Origin of the sequence: Leeuwenhoekiella sp. A2, assembly GCF_047946655.1 — a bacterium.
In the GTDB taxonomy this organism is placed as follows: Bacteria; Bacteroidota; Bacteroidia; order Flavobacteriales; family Flavobacteriaceae; genus Leeuwenhoekiella.
Window position 1 is genome coordinate 4,125,924 of the sequence record NZ_CP172311.1, and the last position, 18,444, is coordinate 4,144,367.

The 18,444-nt window shown below is 38.3% G+C and carries 14 protein-coding genes and 1 tRNA gene; 6 read left to right on the plus strand and 9 right to left on the minus strand.

What is annotated here, in order from left to right; translation table 11 throughout:
• Positions 1 to 5 precede the first annotated feature (5 nt).
• The 3 genes from ACH3PA_RS18080 to ACH3PA_RS18090 are packed head-to-tail and all read right to left on the minus strand — an operon-like array spanning position 6 to position 5,280.
• A complete protein-coding gene (locus tag ACH3PA_RS18080; RefSeq protein ID WP_416448308.1) occupies positions 6 to 3,005 on the minus strand; it encodes an efflux RND transporter permease subunit in 3,000 nt (999 codons plus the stop codon).
• A complete protein-coding gene (locus tag ACH3PA_RS18085; RefSeq protein WP_416448309.1) occupies positions 3,002 to 3,991 on the minus strand; it encodes an efflux RND transporter periplasmic adaptor subunit in 990 nt (329 codons plus the stop codon). The genes ACH3PA_RS18080 and ACH3PA_RS18085 overlap by 4 nt, the downstream gene beginning before the upstream one ends.
• 2 nt (positions 3,992 to 3,993) lie before the next feature.
• A complete protein-coding gene (locus ACH3PA_RS18090; RefSeq protein WP_416448310.1) occupies positions 3,994 to 5,280 on the minus strand; it encodes a TolC family protein in 1,287 nt (428 codons plus the stop codon).
• Positions 5,281 to 5,556: 276 nt separating this feature from the next.
• Here ACH3PA_RS18090 and ACH3PA_RS18095 point away from each other — a divergent pair, with 276 nt between their 5' ends.
• Positions 5,557 to 6,696, plus strand: a complete 1,140-nt coding sequence (locus ACH3PA_RS18095) for a hypothetical protein (protein ID WP_416448311.1) — start codon at positions 5,557 to 5,559, stop codon at positions 6,694 to 6,696.
• 252 nt (positions 6,697 to 6,948) lie between these two features.
• Here the strand turns inward: ACH3PA_RS18095 and ACH3PA_RS18100 are convergent, their stop codons facing one another.
• Both ACH3PA_RS18100 and ACH3PA_RS18105 read right to left on the minus strand, forming a co-directional pair.
• Positions 6,949 to 9,495, minus strand: coding sequence for an ABC transporter permease (locus ACH3PA_RS18100; protein ID WP_416448312.1), 2,547 nt, complete (start codon positions 9,493 to 9,495; stop codon positions 6,949 to 6,951).
• Between the two features lie 2 nt (positions 9,496 to 9,497).
• Positions 9,498 to 10,184, minus strand: a complete 687-nt coding sequence (locus ACH3PA_RS18105) for an ABC transporter ATP-binding protein (protein WP_416448313.1) — start codon at positions 10,182 to 10,184, stop codon at positions 9,498 to 9,500.
• A gap of 70 nt (positions 10,185 to 10,254) precedes the next feature.
• Here ACH3PA_RS18105 and ACH3PA_RS18110 point away from each other — a divergent pair, with 70 nt between their 5' ends.
• The 3 genes from ACH3PA_RS18110 (at position 10,255) to ACH3PA_RS18120 (ending at position 13,539) form a co-directional block, all read left to right on the plus strand.
• Positions 10,255 to 10,947: an arylesterase gene (locus ACH3PA_RS18110; protein ID WP_416448314.1), complete on the plus strand. Its 693-nt coding sequence runs from the start codon at positions 10,255 to 10,257 to the stop codon at positions 10,945 to 10,947.
• Positions 10,948 to 11,077: 130 nt separating this feature from the next.
• Positions 11,078 to 12,847 carry a TrkH family potassium uptake protein gene (locus ACH3PA_RS18115; protein ID WP_416448315.1) on the plus strand — a complete coding sequence of 590 codons (1,770 nt, stop codon included), beginning with the start codon at positions 11,078 to 11,080 and terminating at the stop codon, positions 12,845 to 12,847.
• A gap of 5 nt (positions 12,848 to 12,852) precedes the next feature.
• The gene (locus ACH3PA_RS18120; RefSeq protein ID WP_416442649.1) at positions 12,853 to 13,539 is read left to right on the plus strand and encodes a potassium channel family protein; all 687 of its coding nucleotides are present in this window, start codon (positions 12,853 to 12,855) and stop codon (positions 13,537 to 13,539) included.
• A gap of 97 nt (positions 13,540 to 13,636) precedes the next feature.
• Here ACH3PA_RS18120 and ACH3PA_RS18125 read toward each other — a convergent pair.
• The 4 genes from ACH3PA_RS18125 to ACH3PA_RS18140 all read right to left on the minus strand — a co-directional run bounded on the left by ACH3PA_RS18125 (position 13,637) and on the right by ACH3PA_RS18140 (position 17,167).
• Positions 13,637 to 13,710 (minus strand) — tRNA-Arg (locus ACH3PA_RS18125).
• 107 nt (positions 13,711 to 13,817) lie between these two features.
• Complete coding sequence (locus ACH3PA_RS18130) at positions 13,818 to 15,191, minus strand: alanine/glycine:cation symporter family protein (RefSeq protein ID WP_416448316.1); 1,374 nt, start codon at positions 15,189 to 15,191, stop codon at positions 13,818 to 13,820.
• A gap of 69 nt (positions 15,192 to 15,260) precedes the next feature.
• Positions 15,261 to 16,208: a phosphoribosylaminoimidazolesuccinocarboxamide synthase gene (locus ACH3PA_RS18135; RefSeq protein ID WP_416448317.1), complete on the minus strand. Its 948-nt coding sequence runs from the start codon at positions 16,206 to 16,208 to the stop codon at positions 15,261 to 15,263.
• Between the two features lie 5 nt (positions 16,209 to 16,213).
• Positions 16,214 to 17,167, minus strand: coding sequence for a PhoH family protein (locus ACH3PA_RS18140; protein ID WP_416442655.1), 954 nt, complete (start codon positions 17,165 to 17,167; stop codon positions 16,214 to 16,216).
• Positions 17,168 to 17,276: 109 nt separating this feature from the next.
• Between ACH3PA_RS18140 and ACH3PA_RS18145 the strand changes: the two genes are divergently transcribed.
• Together ACH3PA_RS18145 and ACH3PA_RS18150 are read left to right on the plus strand one after the other, a co-directional pair.
• A complete protein-coding gene (locus tag ACH3PA_RS18145; protein ID WP_416448318.1) occupies positions 17,277 to 18,107 on the plus strand; it encodes an SAM hydrolase/SAM-dependent halogenase family protein in 831 nt (276 codons plus the stop codon).
• 36 nt (positions 18,108 to 18,143) lie between these two features.
• Positions 18,144 to 18,440, plus strand: coding sequence for a putative quinol monooxygenase (locus tag ACH3PA_RS18150; protein ID WP_416448319.1), 297 nt, complete (start codon positions 18,144 to 18,146; stop codon positions 18,438 to 18,440).
• Positions 18,441 to 18,444 lie beyond the last annotated feature (4 nt).

Consider the following 18,444-nt stretch of genomic DNA (forward strand, 5'->3'; position numbering starts at 1 on the left):
CTTGCTCATTCTTTGATTAGCTTCAACAAAGTAGGTAAAACAATTAAAAGTAATGGCAAAGCGAAAATCAAACCACCTATCACTGCAATTGCCAGCGGTTGATGCAGTTGTGCGCCTGCTCCTATTCCTAAAGCTAAAGGTAATAAAGCCATTATCGCCGCAAAAGCAGTCATCAGTTTGGGTCGTAAACGAGCCGCAATGGCGTATTCAATTTTTTCTAAATGACTTAAATCTTCGCTGGTATCCTGATATTGTCTGCAAGTAAAGATGGAATTCTCACCAATGATTCCCACAATCATGATAATCCCGGTGTAACTGCCAACGTTTAACGGAGTTCCCATGATGAATAAACTCAGCATGCAACCTGCGACGCCCAGAATGGCAATTGCAACAATGGCAAACGCGACTTTCACTTTTCTAAACAGAAATAAAATCACAATAAAAACCAGCAAAACCGCCGAAATTAAGATCATTAATAGCTCGTGAAAAGCCTGTTGCTGCTCCTGATATGCCCCGCCATATTCTATCGTATAACCAGCGGGCAAACTCACATTTGCCTGAAGATGTGATTTAATATCAGCCAAGGTAGAACCCAGATCACGATTATTCAAACGCGCCGTGATCACACCCATTGATTTTTGATTTTCGCGATTAATTTCAGCGACACCTTTTCCCATTTCAATTGTAGCCACCTTATTGAGCGGTACGCTGTTTCCATTTGGAAGCAAAATACTGGTGTTTTTCATATCATTTACCGAGGTTTTATAGGCATCTGGGTAGATAATTCTAATGTCAACCAGCTGCTCCTTATCTATCATATTACTCACCACAGTTCCCTCAATTTGGGTTTGCAGCTGTAACTGAAAATCAGCTGGAGTTAGTCCCATTTGAGCAAGAACAGGAACGTTAGGCAAAATAGACATCACCGGGCCGGCGACAATAATTCCGTCATTTACATCTGCTGTTCCGGGTACTTTTTCGATTTCTGAAGCCAGCTTTCGCGAAAGCGTTTCCAGTTTGTTTACATCATCACCAAAAACCTTGACTTCAATCGGCTGTACAGAACTCATCAAATCACCTAACATATCGCCAATTACCTGCCCAAAATCGACCGTTAATTGCGGTACCGCTTCTTCTACTCTGCTGCGTATTTCATCTGAAACTTCGTCAGTTGTTTTACTCCGACTGTCTTTTAACTTGATCAAATAATCACCACGATTGGGTTCAGTTATAAAAAATCCCATTTGCGTGCCCAATCTCGCGGAATATGCTTCTACTTCGGGTTGTGTGTCAAGAATATTATTGACTACGCTCAGCATGCGGTCTGTCTCTGTAAGCGTAGTTCCTGCCGGACTATTAAAATCGAGAACGATGCTTCCTTCATCCATTTCGGGCAAAAAACCGGAAGGCAATCGCGACGGAATAATCACCAGAATTGCGATACAAATGGCTAGAAATCCGAGTCCGATTATCGGTTTTGCAAGGACTTTATGTATCCAGCGGGTTTTAGTTTTGTGATTGGTTTTCGTCTTTTTATTTCGTGAAAACAAAATAGATAATACCGGCACAACCAGCCAGGTAACTACAAATGAGGAAGCCAGCGCGATGATCATACTAAATGCCATCACCTTAAAATAAGCACCCGCAACCCCCGTCATTAATACAAACGGAATGAATATAACAAGCGTGCTTAATGAAGATCCTACCATGGCAGGAAACAAATGCTGTATGGCTTCATGTGCACACCAGCCTATACTTTTATCTTCGTTTTCTTCCCGTATTTTGTGAATCTGCTCAATGATAATCACCACGTCATCTATCATTAAACCGATTGCCGCAGCCACCGATCCCAGCGTCATGATATTAAAGGTGTAACCTACGGCGTCAATAATGATGAGCGTAAGCGAAAGGGAAACCGGAATGGTAAACAAAACCACCATACTAGCCGAAAATGAACGCAAAAAGAAAATAACAACCAGCAGCGCTAAAACAAGACCAATCCACAATACGTCTTTGATGCTTTTTATGCTGGTATTTACAAAATCGGCTTGTTTGTAGTAGGGTTTTAAAACCACTCCTTTTGGTAAAATATCGGCTAATTCCTTTACTTTTTGCTCGATGGTATTGTTGACATCAACCAGATTTGCTGTGGGTTGTTTTACGACGGCGATAATGGGAACATTCTTCCCGTTTGCGAGAATTTTTATATACTGTTTTACTTCGTTAACCTCAACATCTGCAACATCTTTAAGCCGAATCAAGCGGCTGGGATTATTGATCACAACCAGGTTTTGCAGGTCGTCAAGATTATCTACCGCGTTATCTGTAAGTGTGAGATACATGCGGTTATAATCGGTAATATAACCGTTTGACTGCAACAGGTTTGAATTAACAATCGCATTCTGAATATCGCTTATCGCAATGCCCAGCGATTTGATGACATCAGGTTTTAATATCACCTGATATTCTTTGTCTTTTCCGCCAATAACCGCAATATCTGAAACACCGGGCGTGGCGGCCAAATATGGTTTTATCTGGTATTTGGCAATTTTCTTAAGATCTACCTGCGAGTAATCGTCCCCTTCTAGCGAATAGCCCATCACCGGCAAAATAGACGGATTCATTTTTTCTACCGAAAAAGTAGTGTTGGGTAAAACGCTGCCCTGAGATTGATTGATAAAAGATTCTATCTGCGCTTTGGCTGTATTTATATCTGTATTCCAGTCGAGAAAAACCGAAATTTCACAGCTTCCTCGCGAGGTTGTGCTTCTGATATATTGCAAACCTTCGGTACGACGAATGATATTTTCCAGCGGAATAGTCACCGTGGTCATCATCTTGTCAACAGGTTGCTGCCCCGCATCTGCAATCACTTTTATTTTCGGAAAAGTAATATCTGGGAAGAGTCCGGTTTTTAAGTTTTGATAGGTAAAAACGCCACCGGCCAACAATAGAATTGCGATGGCTAAAAGCGGATATTTGTATCGTTCATGCAGATTTTTCATCTTTCGCGAAAGCTTATTAGTGTTGAATCCTGCATTTGATAACTACCTTCTGTCACCACGCGATCATTTAATTTTAAAGCGCTCGATTCTATCTGAACCAAAGAATCTGTCTGCAGTAAAGGCTGAACAGGCTGCCTGATCGCTAGCGAATCATTAACTACTTTCATCACCCAGTATTTAGTGAGTAATTCATTGGTTTGTAAAGCCGTTTTTGGTATTCCCAGCGCGTTTTTTGCCTCTTTAGAGACGATTTTTACCTGCACATTTAGATTTTCGGGCAGATTTGCATCAGGCAGGGCTATGAGAAAATTTTGTGATTGGGCGACAGGATCTATGCTAGGCAGCTTTCCGGAAATTTTAGCGTTTATGGTTTCATCATTTTGTAAAAGAATCTCACATTCTGTTCCCACAGTCACCTGATTTTGATATTCAAACGGAACATTTACCTGAATTACAAGCGACTGCGGCTGTACAATTGTGGCGAGTGAATCGCCCTCTGCTACATAATCGTTTTTAAAAACATTCAAAACCGAAATCACTCCGGCAGCATTGCTTTTTATGCTTATGGGATGCGCGAATTTTGCCAGCGAACTATCAACTTTTATGGCTTCGGCCAAAGCGTCCTGCTCTTTTGTGCGCACGTAAGCGAAAACCTGATTGCGATTGACGCGGTCACCAATTTTGAAATTCATCTGCGAAATATAACCGGTAACATTAGACCGAATATTTTCTTTCTTCTGGTATTTTGTGACTCCGTTAAACGTGAGATACTCGCGAATATCCTGCTGCTGAATCTTTGCCACCGAAACTTGTATAGGTGCTTTTTTAGCTTCGGTTGTAGTTTCAGTCTTGTTACCGCAGCCGCTAAAAATCGCCAAAAACAGCACTAAAATCGGTACTTTTGTGCCCATTTTCTGGAGTAAGAAAAGCATATTTTTATTTTTTCGCCCTGAGCTTTTTAATAATCTGCCGCCTTTTTTGACCATAATTACCAGTTTATAAAATTATACTGACTTTGCAACAGCCACAGATTGGTTTGCATTTGCAAGTTTGTGTATACGTTTGTTTTGTAATTCTGAATAACATTGAGGTAATCTATGATTGAAATCTGCCCCTGAACGAGTTTGCCTTTGTAGATCTCTAAAACGGTTTCCTGTTTCTTGATCTGTGAATTGAGCATTTGGCGATTTTCGGCTAAAGCCGTTTGCTGCTGCTCAATACTTTTCAGGTTATTTTTCTGCTGAATTTGAGCATTCTCTTTATAATGTTGCAGATTCTCGTATTTGAGTTCGCTTTGCAGTGCATTGTACTTTCTCTGACTACCATCATATAGCGGAATCGTGAGCCGTAAACCCGCACTCGCACCTAGATTATGATCTATATATCTGGTGTCTGTCGCATTAAAACCGGTATTGGCATAAGCTGCTAATTGCGGTTTATACTGAATCTCAAACACACGTTGCGCCGCCTCAATCTGCAGGCTGTCATTTCTGAATTTTCTCTCGTAAAAATGCTTCTGCGGATTTGTAACCCTTTCAAAATTAGGTTCTGCTAATTTTTCCGGTGGATTATCAGGAATCGGGATTCCGCTTAAAGTATATAATTGATTTACGGTAGCTTTAAAATTGGTCTCAATCTGACTTAATTCGAGTTTTTTAGCATCCACATCAAGTTCTAAAAGCAAATAATCACTTTCTACTAAAACAGCTCTTTTCACCAGAATTTCGACCACCTGAAGCCTTTTTTGCATATCATCTAAAACGCCTTGTGTAAATTCTCTTTGCAGTTGAAGCTGGTAAGCCAAAATATACGTATCTGCAATATTTTTAATAATAGTATGCGCAATGTCCTGCGAAGAAAGATCGATCGCATTACTGCTGATCCTGTTTTGCAACAGCACATTATTAATAGACGACTGGTTGAATAGATTTTTAGTGATATTTAACTGAGCCGAATATAGTCCGCCGTTGGTAATGCCCGCATCATATCCGTACGCATCAGGCGACGGCGTTGTGGTGATATCGATAACTTTCCCGTTATTATTAAAATAAGGAGCAACCAGTACTTCTGAAGTTATATTTACTTTTAAGGCTTTATACTGCGCAATCAAAATGGAATTCTGAAACTCACCTATTGCCAGCAGGTTTTTATTCTCGAGCAAAGCAGGTGCGTTTTCTTTCGCCTGAGCTATAAAAAATTGAAGATTTTGCTGTTGTGCCACAACAAGCTGAATAGAAATACTAAAAAAAATAAAGGCCAAAACCAATTTTGCCATAGTAGCAATTTTGACCCAAAAGTAGGATGAGCTTCTAAAGGTATTCTTAAGTTATGGTCGGTTGGAGAACTAAGCTAAACTCTCAAAATGAAATTAGGAAGATCATTGAGAAACTAAAATTATGTGTAGATTATTAATAGAAAAAAATACAAACATTTGAAAAACAAACCTTTATGATACAAAAAATGATTCAAAAAATTAAAAGATTTACTATATTAGAGATATAGTTAACTTACCCACCCTTATAGATGGTAAGTTCTTGAGAGATTATTTATTATGGAGAATCTAAAACAACTTATTGAAAATAAAACAGATTATGATCTTAATGATAAAGATTTGGTTGAGTCCTTTCTGAAAGTAGAAGAATTATATCAGCAAATTTCAAAAGGCAATATTTTTGATAATTGCAATGTCGAAACTAAGGCAAATATCAAAAAAGAGATTGAATCACTTGCAGATCAGTTTAAAAATTATGATTCCTACAAGGATGCTAAATATATTCAGTTAATAAACTACTACATTTCAAATATTTACCATCACCTCATATCTGAATACAAAAATTTTAAGGAGATACTCTTATCCAAAATAAACGGAATTGAAGAATCGACAATTCCAATTTTTGCGGAATATGAAATAAAGAAAAATAAAGCAGAAAATATTTTAAAAACTATCAATGAATTTCAATCAAAGTCAGAAAACTCATTTAAAAAAATTGAAGATTCACAAATAGCAGCGATTGAAGCTATTAATAAGTATGTTACCAAAATTGAAAATGAAACTGACAAACGAATAGATGCAAAAAGGAATTCTATTGATAAAAATTTGGGATTGTATCAGAAAGGAATAGAAGAAAAAATTGATAGTATAATTGGAGGTTTTGAAAAAAAAGTTAATTCTTGGGATAATAAGTTCAATGAATTGGAGGGAAAGAAAAAAGATTTTGAAATAACTTTAAAAATTGCAACAACTTACTACAAAGAGTCTCGATTCGATGAATACTCAGACGAACAAAAAAAACAAGCCAATTATTACAGAAAATTAAGCATTCAGCTAATGATAACTGTTGTTCTTATAATACTCGGAATTACTGTCTGGAATATATACAAGAATGCAGAATGGTATCATTATCTAACTCGATCACTACTTGTTTTTACCTTAATGATACCTGCAATATATACCTCAAGAGAATCAGCTCGACATAGGAGAAATGCAGATAAATATACACAAATGGCTAATGAACTAAGGGCTTTTGAGGCTACTTTAAAAATAGATGATTTAGATAAAGAAATTAAAAACAAAATTAAAGAAGAAATTTATAAAAGATATTTCGGAAATATACTATTTGAACAAAAAGATATGGGAGACTCAATTTCAAATTTTTTAAAGGATCTTAAAGAAACCGGTAATAAAAACTAAGCACCTCAGCAAATTTAAAAGATAGTAGATAAATATAAATCAAATCCACAGTATACTAAACAAAAATCTTATAGCATCAGTTGAGAAAAGTGGTTATAATCCCTACTTTTTGTATAGGCTATATTATTGATTCGTCATACTTTAATATTTAATAAATTACGTTGTTCAAAATCAAATAGCCTCAACAACCGCAATATCGGACATTGCAAAATCCAGGCAAGTTGTCGTGAGGGAGTTAATTACTACTAACCTTTACCTCGCCTCTTTACGTAAAACCTGCAACGGCGGACTTTTAATTACACTGGCACTGTTACTCAAACCAATTATTACCACAAGTAGAGTAATCGCCGGAAATAATACAAGAAAAGGAAAAAGCGATGGCACAAAAACAGTATCAAAAACCAAATAGGCTAATAGCTGGCTACTTATCAAAGAGAGAATTATTCCTGTAAGCGCTCCTAAAATTCCCAGATAGACATATTCTAAAGCTAATATTTTTAAAATCTGGTTGCTTCTGGCCCCCAGCGTTCTTAAAAGCACGCTCTCCTTAATTCGCTGGTATTTACTCGTACGTACGGCGCCTATTAAAACGATAATTCCGGTGAGGATGCTAAAGAAAGCCATAAAATTTATCACCCACGAGATCTTGTCAAGAATGTTCTCAATAACGGTTAATATTTGGCGTAAGTCAAGGATTGAAATATTAGGAAAACGCTTTACTATTTTCTGCTGAAGTGCGGCAGAAGCACTTTCATCTGGAGCATTAGTTGTGATTACACCAAATTGCGGTGCATCTTCCAGCACACCTTTAGGAAAAACTATAGAAAAATTCATTTGCATTCTGCTCCAGTCAACCGTTCTAATACTGCCAACAATTGTCTTTAATAAAACGCCCTGAACATTAAAATTAACCAAATCCCCTACTTCTACTTTTGCATCATTCGCAAAATTATCACTTACCGAAATAGGGACAGGATCTGCGGTGTTCACCTGAGTCACAAAATCACCAACCGCAAGCTCTTCTGAAGCAATAAGAGAATCTCTGTATGTAACTCTGAATTCATGATTGAGAATCCACCCATTTACTTGAGAAGTGGTGTCTTTGCGAATCTCATTTACACTTTTACCATTTAAACTTTCAACACGCATGGTAACTATAGGCACTTTACTCAGAACACGTAAATTATTCTCTTCTATGGTTTTAGCTACATTTTCGGTTTGTTCGCTCTGTATATCGAGCAAAATTATATTTGGGCTGTCCCTGTTTGATTCCAGAGATGCCTGCGAAAGCAAAAGATCTTTCGTAAAATAAAGGGTGCTTATCAGGAATGTCCCGATACCAATTGCCAGGATCAATATCAATGTTTGATTTTGAGGTCTGAATAAATTCAACAAACTCTGCCTGCCCGTGAAACTCCATGAACGCGGAAAGTATTTTTTTATCAGCTTGATGAATAAACCGGCAACTGCTGCGAGAATTGAAAAAGTAATTACAATACCAGCAACAAATGCAAGCGAATATCGCCAGTCTTTTAAAATCCAGAATGAGAATATAAAAATGAAAAGTAAAATTGCTCCCCACACCAGAAGAGTTGCCCATTTTGGTTTATCAGAATTATCTTCATTTACGCGCAAAGCCTGTAAAGGCGAGACGTATAAAGTAGCCATTAAAGGCGATAAAGCGAATAAAACAGACATAAAAACGCCTAGCGAAAGTCCCATTAATATAGATTGCAGCGAAATCGTAATTTCCACATCAACCGGCAGAAAACCTTCCAGAATTATAGGAAAAAATTGCTGTAAGAACAGTCCTATAGCAGTGCCTACCGCCCCGCCTAAAAATCCCATCACTCCTATCTGAATAAGAAAAATAAGAAAGGTTTGTCTACGGCTTGCTCCCAGACATTTAAGCACAGCCACTGCGCGTAACTTTCCTTTAATATAGATACTTATCGCACTGGCGATGCCCACACAACCCAGCAACAAAGCTACAAAAGCAACCAGATTTAAAAACTTACCAAAGTTGTCATACCTGCGCCCCATTCTCTCACTGGTAGAAACATGGGTATCAAGATCGGCTTCCTGCGCATCAAGACGTGGATCAAGATCCTGATCTAATTTTTCAAAATCTGTACCGGGCGGAGCCAGAAAATAAAATTTATAATCTATGCGGCTTCCGGTTTGTACGAGGCCACTTTCTGCAATGTATTTATAAGGAATAAGAACCGGCGGGGCTACAGAACTAAAAATAGCCATGCTTCCGGGAACAGATTTTAAAGCACCGGCAACGGGAAGCGTTACATTACCCACCTTTATGCTATCGCCCACTTTTAAACCTAACTGAAGCATTACGGTTGCATCTACAAGCGCTGCATTTTGATTTTGATAATTAGCAGCTGCAGATATTGGTTCAGTTTCCAGATCACCGTATAACGGAAATACACCTTCAATACCGCGCACCTGCACCAATTTTGTAGCATCAGTATGCGAAAAAGCCGCCATTGAGGCGAAAGATATTTCTTTTGCATTAGCGCCGCCCAGGGAATCTATAATTCTGCTCACAACCTCATTAGGAGGATTACCCGAATCAATAATAAAATCGGCACCCATAAGGGATTTTGACTGTAATGCGATATTATCTTTTAAGGTTTCACCAAATGAGGTAATAGAAACCACCGCCGCAATTCCTAAAACTATAGAAGCCATAAAAAGCAACAACTTACTGCCGCTTGCTCTTCCGTCACGCCACGCCATTTTAAACAGCCATTGCAGGCCGGGCTGAGATCTTTTTGTATTCATGTTCAAAGTACAGCGCTATTTTCACTTAATATTTTTCCGCCTTTAAGGCGTAAGATCTTATTTGTTTTTTCTGCAAGTTCAAGATCATGCGTAATTATTACAAGCGTTGTCCCCGCGTCTTTATTAAGATCGAAAAGAAGTTTGATGATGGTTTCACCGGTTTCAGAATCCAGATTTCCCGTAGGTTCATCCGCAAAAAGTATCTTAGGTTGCGTAGAAAATGCCCGTGCCAGCGCCACACGTTGCTGTTCTCCACCTGAAAGTTGTGACGGATAATGATCAAAACGATTGCCCAGACCAACTTTTTCCAGAAGTTCTTTACTGGTTTTTTCAGCATTCTTAGCGCCTTGTAATTCTAACGGAACCGCCACATTCTCAATTGCCGTAAGTGTAGGCAGCAATTGAAAATCCTGAAAAACAAAGCCCACGTTTTCATTTCGCAAAAGCGCGCGTTCATCTTCGCTTAGCGAATCTAATGAAGTGCCGCACAACTCTATACTGCCAGAATCCAGATGGTCTAAACCTGCGCAAAGACCTAATAAAGTAGTTTTACCACTACCAGAGGGACCTACAATAGCAAAGGTCTCGCCCTCTTCTACAGAAAATGAAATATCGTCAAGTACCCGTAAATTCTTAGACCCGCTGGAATAGCTTTTTATTAGGTTGTGAACATTTAATATTTTTGCCATCTTACAACTATTAATTCTTTCTCAAAAACAGTCAATTTAAAGAATTGATTTTGATTTTAAGACACCAGCTATGAGAACCTTTTATATATACTTCACTTTTTTCGTTTTAAGCCTTTTTGTTTCCTGTGGTGACAAACCGAAAGATGCTAAAAATGAAGAACAACCACAGAATACTGAAAACACAACCGAGCCGGAAAAAACTGATGGTTCTAATACAATTCTTGTTTTTGGCGATAGCCTGACAGCGGGCTACGGACTTGACCCTAATGATGCTTTTTCTGCTGTTTTGCAGTCTAAATTAGATTCACTGGGCTATGATTACAATGTGGTAAACGCAGGATTAAGTGGAGAAACAACTGCCAGTGGGAAAAACAGAATTAGCTGGGTTCTGAAACAAAATGTAGATATATTTATATTAGAATTAGGAGCGAATGACGGCTTACGCGGAATACCTCTAGACGAAACTCGCACAAACCTGCAGGCAATCATCGATACGGTGCGAAATAAAGATCCTGAAACTAACATAGTTCTCGCAGGAATGCAGATTCCACCAAATATGGGTCAGGAATATACCGCCGATTTTAGGCAGATTTTTCCCGATTTAGCGGCTAAAAACGACGTTTTTTTAATTCCTTTTCTACTTGAAAATGTTGCCGGGATTCCATCTTTAAATCAGGCAGATGGCATTCACCCAACGGTTGAGGGACATAAAATTGTGGCAAAAAACGTGTGGGAAGTAATAAACCCGCTATTAAAAAAGTAGGCTTAAAAGGAGTAAAATCGGTTAAAAACGGGTGAAAAACACCAGTTATTTTTCTTCATTTCAAGCCAGGTACTTAAGACTCTTTCATATATTATTTTGCTAACTTTGCCGCCTTTGCGACTCTAATAAAATGCTGGACAAACTTTTTCAAAAATTCTCTCTAAAGATATTATTTCGGGCTGCTTTTTTATTGAGTCTTACTGGCGTATTTGTACTTGTATTTGACTTTGGTTTTAGTCATTCTGACAGAGTACAAAAACTCATCAATGGTTTTTACTTCATTGTTCTCGCATTAGGAATCGCTACCACGGCCGTGCGTTACATTCTCTTGCGCAAACAGATACGTTTTAAGGTTATCGCTTTTGATGCCATAAGTGTATTGCTTACGCTATACGTTGTGCTCATTCATTTCTTTTCGCATGAAGCGCACCAGCAACTCTCGTTCTTCTACGATGATAATTGGGTAAAGTATGTGATCTTACTAACTTTTATAAGAGAATTTGCAGAGCAAAACCTCAATTACAAACGCACGTTGCTCAACCCCGCACAATTATTCATAAGCAGCTTTCTTGCAATAATTATACTGGGAGCTATTTTATTGATGCTTCCTAAAGCAACTTATGAAGGTATTTCCTTTCTCGATGCGTTATTCACTTCTACCAGCGCGGTATGTGTAACCGGACTTATTGTGGTTGATACAGCCACTTATTTTACAACCTTTGGCCAGACCATTATTATCATTTTAATTCAATTAGGTGGTTTAGGAATATTGACTTTCGCCAGTTATTTTAGCTACTTCTTTAAGGGTGGTTCTACTTATGAAAATCAGCTGGTTTTAAGCGATATGACCAATTCTAAAAAAATTGGAGATGTTTTTAAAACATTAAAAATCATTATTGTAATCACTTTTGCTATAGAACTTTTAGGAGCGATTTTCATTTACTTCAACCTCAATCCTAAAGATTTTCCCACTTTCGTGGAAAGAAGTTATTTTGCGGTTTTTCATTCTATTTCAGCTTTTTGTAACGCTGGTTTTTCTACTTTGTCAAATAACTTGTATGAATCTGACTTTCAGTTTAATTACGGTTTACAGGTCATCATTATATTTCTATTCGTTTTAGGGGGTTTAGGATTTCCCATTATTGTAAACGTCTTAAATTATCTGAAGTATTATTTAATAAATAAATTTTCAAGAGCGCTTCATGAGACGCGCGCTTATAGACCCTGGGTGCTGCACTTAAATAGTCGTATCACGCTTATAACGACTTTTTCGCTTACAGCGGTAGGAACAATATTTTTCTATTGTAATGAGTACAACAATACGCTTGCCGCACACCATGGCATAGGGAAATTCATAACAGCACTCTTTGGCGCAGCCACGCCACGTACAGCCGGTTTTAATACCATAGATATGGGCGCGCTGCATTTTTCTACTATAATGATGATCTTTCTACTTATGTGGATTGGTGCTTCTCCTGCTTCTACCGGTGGTGGTATTAAGACGAGTACTTTTGCAATTGCAACCATGAATTTTATAAGCCTGGCGAAAGGAAAATCTAAGATCGAACTCTTTAGACGCGAGATCGCAGACATTTCTATACGCCGTGCTTTTGCTATTATTTCTCTATCCTTAATGGTTATAGGTACGGGAATAATTTTCATTTCTGCATTTGATAAAGACAAAACCTTAATAAGTATCGCTTTTGAGTGTTTTTCGGCTTATAGTACCGTAGGTCTCAGTGTGGGTATTACCAATTCATTAAGCTCTTCCAGTAAATTTATAATCATCATGATCATGTTTATTGGGCGGGTTAATATGCTCACTATTTTAATTGCCATTTTCAAAAAAGTAAAACATAAAAACTACCGTTATCCTACCGAAGAGATAACTATTAACTAAAGGCTATGAAATTTATCGTTATAGGATTAGGGAATTTTGGCGCTTCTATCGCTGCTAAGCTCACACTGCGTGGAAACGAAGTAATTGGTATCGATACTGATATCAATAAAGTGGAAGCTTTTAAAGAAAACATCTCGCACACGATTCAACTTGACGCTACAGATGAATCTACGGTTTCAGGATTACCATTAAAAGATACTGATGTAGTAATTGTTGCTATAGGTGAAGATCAGGGAACTAATGTTATGGTTACGGCTCTTTTTAAAAACCTGAAAGTAAAACGACTTATAAGTCGGTCAATAAATCCGTTGCACGAGAAAGTACTTATGGCGATTGGCGTAGATGATATCGCTCGCCCAGAACAGGAAACTGCGGAAAGATGGGCAAAAAAGCTATGTATGAGCGGTGTGGTAGATTCTTTTGAACTTACCGAGGATTTTAGCATTATAGAAACCGGTGTCCCAAAGAGATATATAAACAGAACGCTGGGCGAGATTCCGCTTCGCGAAAAATTTAATCTTCTGGTGCTTACTATTCTTCGCAATGTAGAGCGCGAGAGTGCTATAGGTCACACACAAGTCATTAAACAAGCACAAGGCGTAGCTTCTGCAAGTTCAGTCTTAATGGAAGGTGATATTATCGTCTTGTACGGCTCTAACAAAAACTTACAGGACTTTCTAAAGTCTAGTTAGTATCTAGTGAACGTATTGATAATCTGCGTTAAGGAGAATAATTAAAAGTCTAAAACAAAAAAAAGCCTCGCAATGCGAGGCTTTTAATTTGAAGAAGTGATCGCGACAGGATTCGAACCTGTGACCGTCTGCTTAGAAGGCAGATGCTCTATCCAACTGAGCTACGCGACCCTTTTTGCGGGTGCAAATATAACGCTTTTTAAAAAACGCCGAAGAATTATATTTACTTTTTTTACCTCGACTTCATTTTATTTCGCGAAAGCTTAAATAATATTTTTCTAAGTTGTCTCTAAGTTCTTAAAATAAGCCTTTGCCCGCTTCATAACTCGTGGTGCCATCCATATTGTAGCAATCATTGTGGGTATCGCCATAAGTGCAAAAAATGTATCGATCAAATTAATCATAAGACTTAAAGATGTTGTCGCTCCTATTAATATACTGGCGATATAAAAATAATTGTAAATGTGTTTGTTTTTTGCGCCAAAAAGAAATGACAAGCACTTCGTACCATAGTAGGAATAAGAAAATAAGGAAGAAATACTGAAAACAGCGATACATATCAATAATACATATGGACCAATACCAGGAATGGAATCTGCAAAAGCAGTAGCCGTAAGAGTAACACCGTTTGAATCACTGGTCTTCCAAACGCCCGTTACTAAAATTGTAAGAGCTGTTAAGGTGCAAACAATAATCGTGTCTATAAAAGGTCCCAGCATAGCAACAAGACCTTCTCTTATAGGTTCTGCGGTTTTAGCGGCGCCATGTGCCATAGGAGCTGTACCTACACCAGCTTCATTAGAAAAAGCACCTCTGCGTATTCCTAAGATTATGAGTCCGCCCACGACCCCACCAAGCATGGGGTTACCTGTATAATTTTTCGCTGCAAAAGCATCAGTGAATATAAGACCGAAATAATGCGGTACTTCTGAAGCATTGACAAAAAGGACGACCATTACAGCCAGAAAATAAAGAACCACCATTGATGGAACTAGTTTGGAAGCTGTCTGAGATATTCGGTTTAATCCTCCTAAGATCACCACAGATGTTATTGCCGCCAGACTCAAACCTATAATTAGATCTGTTGTAAAACCCGTTTCTACTCCGTTAGGTGCAAGCAAAATATCATTAATAGCCTGAGTGAGTTGATTTACATTAAAAACGGGAAGGGCTCCTACCAAACCTGCAATACTAAAGAAAACGGCCAGAGGCTTCCAGGCTTTGCCCAGACCTTCAGTTATAAAATACATGGGACCGCCCTGTATCTCACCTGCACTGTCTTTACCGCGATACATGATAGCCAGCGAACAAGTAAAAAATTTGGTAGCCATACCAACTAAAGCGCTTATCCACATCCAGAAAACCGCTCCCGGGCCACCAACAGCAATTGCTACGGCAACTCCTGCAATATTTCCCATACCCACTGTTGCAGATAAAGCGGTAGTCAATGCCTGAAAATGACTAATCTCACCGGGATCATTAGGATCATCATATTTACCGCGTAGAACGTTTAAGGCATGTCCTAAATATCTAAACGGAAGAAAACGGGAATAGATGAGTAAAAAAGTCCCGCCGCCTATTAAAAGTACGAGAAGTGGCAAACCCCACACAAAAGAGGCGATTTCGGCAATAAAGGAGTCGATTTTTTGCATTCTTAAAAATAGAAAAAACCGGAGAGGTATTACACCTTCTCCGGTTTCTGCTTTATAATTTATTAAATATTATTGAGCGAGATATGCTAAAACATTCTGCTCTATTCGTTTTTCAATATTGTCAACATCTGCTTTTACAAAAGTTTCTCCCGTTATATTCTCGTAGAGTTCTATATAGCGATCTGAAACTGTTTGTATATAGTCATCTGTCATTTCAGGCACTTTTTGACCTTCCTTACCCTGAAAACCTTCGGCGATAAGCCACTGCCTTACAAACTCTTTAGAAAGTTGCTTTTGTGCCTCTCCTCTATCCTGACGTTCCTGATAACCTTCTTTATAAAAATACCGAGAAGAATCTGGAGTATGAATTTCATCAATCAGCACAATTTTGCCTTCTTTGGTTTTACCAAACTCATATTTGGTATCTACCAAAATTAGCCCTCTTTTTGCCGATATTTCGCTCCCACGGGCGAATAATTTGCGGGTATAATCTTCGAGAATGGTGTAATCTTCTTCAGAAACGATGCCTCTTTCTATAATCGCTTCGCGCGAAATATCTTCATCGTGATCACCCATTTCTGCTTTAGTAGCGGGTGTGATTATAGGTTCCGGGAATTTATCATTCTCCTTCATCCCTTCTGGCATTCCAACACCGCAAAGTTCTCTTTTACCGGCTTTATATTCACGTGCCGCATGACCAGACATATAGCCGCGTATTACCATTTCTACTTTAAAGGGCTCACATTTTACACCCACAGCAACATTAGGATCTGGAGTAGCCAGCAACCAGTTAGGAACAAGATCTTCTGTATCCCGCATCATTTTAGTCGCGATCTGATTTAAAATTTGGCCTTTAAAAGGTATTCCCTTTGGCATCACCACATCAAAAGCACTTAATCTATCTGTCGCAATCATAACCAAAACGTCATTTTCAAGGCTATATACTTCGCGTACTTTCCCTTTATAAATATCCTGTTGACCAGGAAAATTATAATTGGTATCTGTAATCGTATTCATGAATCTTAATTTCGGTTTTCAATATCCTTATAAGCAGCAATAACTTCTTTTACCAGCGGGTGACGAATAACATCTTTATCATCAAGATAGACCATACCTACACCTTTAACGTCTTTCAATATCAAAAGCACTTCTTTTAAACCGCTTATTATGCGACGTGGTAAATCTATCTGCCCGGGATCACCTGTGATTAAAAATTTAGCATTGCGGCCCATTCTGGTTAAGAACATCTTCATCTGGGCGTGTGTGGTATTTTGTGCCTCATCAAGAATTACAAAGGCATTATCAAGAGTACGACCACGCATAAAAGCCATTGGTGCGATTTGTATAACACCTTTTTCTATAAAACTCTCCAGCTTTTCATGAGGAATCATATCTCGCAGAGCGTCATAAAGCGGTTGCATGTAAGGATCTAGCTTCTCTTTTAAGTCTCCCGGTAAAAAACCAAGATTCTCACCAGCTTCTACAGCAGGTCTTGTGAGTATGATGCGCTTTACCTCTTTTTCTTTTAAAGCTTTTACTGCAAGAGCAACTCCTGTATAGGTTTTACCGGTTCCCGCAGGTCCTATGGCAAAAACCATATCATTCTTGCGAGCGAGATCTACCAATTTACGTTGGTTTGCAGTTTGTGCTTTTATAAGCTTACCGCTCACACCGTGTACAAGAACTTCACCGCTTTCTGGTGAAGTCTCATAATCTTTTCTACTTTCACTTGTAAGTATGCGCTCTATCACATTCTCGTCCAGCTTATTGTATTTTGCAAAATGATCAAGCAGCATCGTAAGCCGTTTATCAAATTCCTCTAGCAGATCTTCATCGCCGTAGGCTTTAATACTATTACCACGTGCAACGATCTTGAGTTTTGGAAAATACTTCTTTAAAAGTTCAATATTTACATTGCGTTGTCCAAAGAATTCCCTTGGAGTAATTTCTGAAAGTTCGAGAATAAGTTCGTTCAAAAGCAGGAAGATTTTATAAGGAAACTAGTTAATTATCTTTAGTTTTGTGCCTAACAAATGTAGACAAAATTAACTACTAACCCCTTTAAAAATATCAACAAAAACCCATATGCCCATTATAACTTTAACCACTGATTTTGGACTGAAAGATCACTTTGCAGGCGCGGTTAAAGGGGCTATCTATAGTGAACTGGATAATGTGCGAATTGTTGATATCTCTCACAGCGTGTCTCCTTTTCACATAATTGAGGCAGCTTACATAATTCAAAATGCATACAAGAATTTCCCTGACGGGACCATTCACATAATAGGCATTGATTCTGAACAAAATCCCGAAAATCAACATATCGCCGTAAAACTTGACAGTCATTATTTTATATGCGCAAACAACGGTATTGTCTCATTGATCACCCGTACCATCTTGCCAGAAGAAATGGTAGAGATCAATATTCATAACCGTGTTACGACCAACTTCACTGTACTTGATGTTTTTGTACAGGTTGCCTCTCATATCGCTCGAGGCGGAACGCTGGGCGTTATAGGCAAACCCATAAAAGAAATACGCGACATTACTGGTATCATGCCCGTTGTCAACAACGATCAAAAGCAAATTATAGGCAATGTGATCTACGTAGACAACTATGGAAATGTCGTTACAAACATCACTAAAAAACTTTTTGAAGACGTAGGCAAAGGGCGTGATTTTAAGATCACCGCGCGTACCGCAAGCTTTACTAAAATATATAATCGCTATAGTGATTCTATCAATTTTAATATAGAAAAAAGCAAAAGAGAAGAAGACGGTAAAAAACTCGCTGTTTTTAACTCCTCAGGATATATAGAACTTGCTATCTATAAAAGCAATCCCAGTACGCATGGTAGCGCCGCGACACTTTTTGGGCTCGACTATAGAGACACAATAACGATTAATTTTGAATAAATAACCTGTAAAAAATCTGGTAAAAACCTATAAAAAATGCTCGTACGGATCGTAAAAATGGAATTTGAAAAAGAACATATTGAAGATTTTCAGGCTCTTTTTTCTGCTGTGCGAAATAAAATAATCAACTTTGAAGGCTGCCAAAGTGTAGAATTATATCAGGATATTGTCACAGAAAATCGCTTCTTTACCTATAGCCATTGGGACAATACCGCAGCATTAGAGAAATACAGAAGCAGCAGCTTTTTTAAAGAAACCTGGGCGAGAACCAAAGTGCTCTTTAGCAATAAACCCGAAGCCTGGAGCGTTCAACAAAGCAAATTATTATCATAACTTT

Excerpts from the sequence above, each read along its gene's own strand:
- ACH3PA_RS18090 (WP_416448310.1), bottom strand. The coding sequence starts at position 5,280 with ATGGCAAAATTGGTTTTGGCCTTTATTTTTTTTAGTATTTCTATTCAG.
- ACH3PA_RS18080 (WP_416448308.1), bottom strand. The coding sequence starts at position 3,005 with ATGAAAAATCTGCATGAACGATACAAATATCCGCTTTTAGCCATCGCA.
- ACH3PA_RS18085 (WP_416448309.1), bottom strand. The coding sequence starts at position 3,991 with ATGGTCAAAAAAGGCGGCAGATTATTAAAAAGCTCAGGGCGAAAAAAT.
- ACH3PA_RS18115 (WP_416448315.1), top strand. The coding sequence starts at position 11,078 with ATGCTGGACAAACTTTTTCAAAAATTCTCTCTAAAGATATTATTTCGG.
- ACH3PA_RS18130 (WP_416448316.1), bottom strand. The coding sequence starts at position 15,191 with ATGCAAAAAATCGACTCCTTTATTGCCGAAATCGCCTCTTTTGTGTGG.
- ACH3PA_RS18100 (WP_416448312.1), bottom strand. The coding sequence starts at position 9,495 with ATGAATACAAAAAGATCTCAGCCCGGCCTGCAATGGCTGTTTAAAATG.
- ACH3PA_RS18150 (WP_416448319.1), top strand. The coding sequence starts at position 18,144 with ATGCTCGTACGGATCGTAAAAATGGAATTTGAAAAAGAACATATTGAA.
- ACH3PA_RS18145 (WP_416448318.1), top strand. The coding sequence starts at position 17,277 with ATGCCCATTATAACTTTAACCACTGATTTTGGACTGAAAGATCACTTT.
- ACH3PA_RS18120 (WP_416442649.1), top strand. The coding sequence starts at position 12,853 with ATGAAATTTATCGTTATAGGATTAGGGAATTTTGGCGCTTCTATCGCT.
- ACH3PA_RS18095 (WP_416448311.1), top strand. The coding sequence starts at position 5,557 with ATGGAGAATCTAAAACAACTTATTGAAAATAAAACAGATTATGATCTT.
- ACH3PA_RS18135 (WP_416448317.1), bottom strand. The coding sequence starts at position 16,208 with ATGAATACGATTACAGATACCAATTATAATTTTCCTGGTCAACAGGAT.
- ACH3PA_RS18105 (WP_416448313.1), bottom strand. The coding sequence starts at position 10,184 with ATGGCAAAAATATTAAATGTTCACAACCTAATAAAAAGCTATTCCAGC.
- ACH3PA_RS18110 (WP_416448314.1), top strand. The coding sequence starts at position 10,255 with ATGAGAACCTTTTATATATACTTCACTTTTTTCGTTTTAAGCCTTTTT.